Annotated in this window: 2 protein-coding genes; both read right to left on the bottom strand. The window is 42.5% G+C overall.

Annotated elements, in window-relative coordinates:
- Positions 1-210 (bottom strand): fumarylacetoacetate hydrolase family protein (locus A3761_RS01440; RefSeq protein WP_197472719.1); only part of this gene is annotated, 210 nt, incomplete at its 3' end.
- A 49-nt stretch (positions 211-259) separates the two neighbouring features.
- A partial coding sequence (locus A3761_RS26590; protein WP_231881114.1) for a putative solute-binding protein occupies positions 260-613 on the bottom strand: 354 nt, incomplete at its 5' end.

Below are 613 nucleotides of genomic sequence, written 5' to 3'. Positions count from 1 at the left end.
TGCCTCATAGTGGCAATCTGTGTCTGGAATAGTGAAAGGTTCACTTAAAGAGACGACAGCCGACCCTGGTTTAATAAACAGAATCGGCTCAGAAGGTATGGGGTTATTAAGCTCTTTGGCATGTTCTGCGTAATTACGCCCGACACAAACGACTTTTGTGATAGGTGATTCGAATAAACTTCCATCAACAAATTTTGCTGTATAAGGCATCACTACTCCTACTAAGCTACAAGGTCTCTAGGAGCAGTGTTCTGCGCAACTACTCCGGAGTCGCGCATTCTGTCGCAGATGGATTAAATTTACAACGGATCNTCCACAATATTGAGATAGCTTTTGCGTCGTAGGCTTTTTCATCTCTTAAGGCTAAACGAATCTTCTTAGAAAGGTTTTCATACTCTGACTTTCTTACATCATCGAGACTCACCCAGTACTTCTGTGGAATTTCACTGTGTGCCTGCTTAACTGTATTCTCGAGTTCATTAAATCGAGATAGCGCATGCTGGCGCATATTGTGAGCAAAATTTGCTGGGGCTGTTTCAGTATTGACGACCATTTCCATCACAGCATAAAGAATATTGAAGTCAACAATTCCGCCAGTTTCGCCCAAACCTTT

The sequence above is a fragment of the Oleiphilus sp. HI0123 genome (assembly GCF_001635315.1).
Note: the sequence above shows the minus strand (reverse complement) of the source record. Positions and strands in the feature narration are given on the sequence as shown.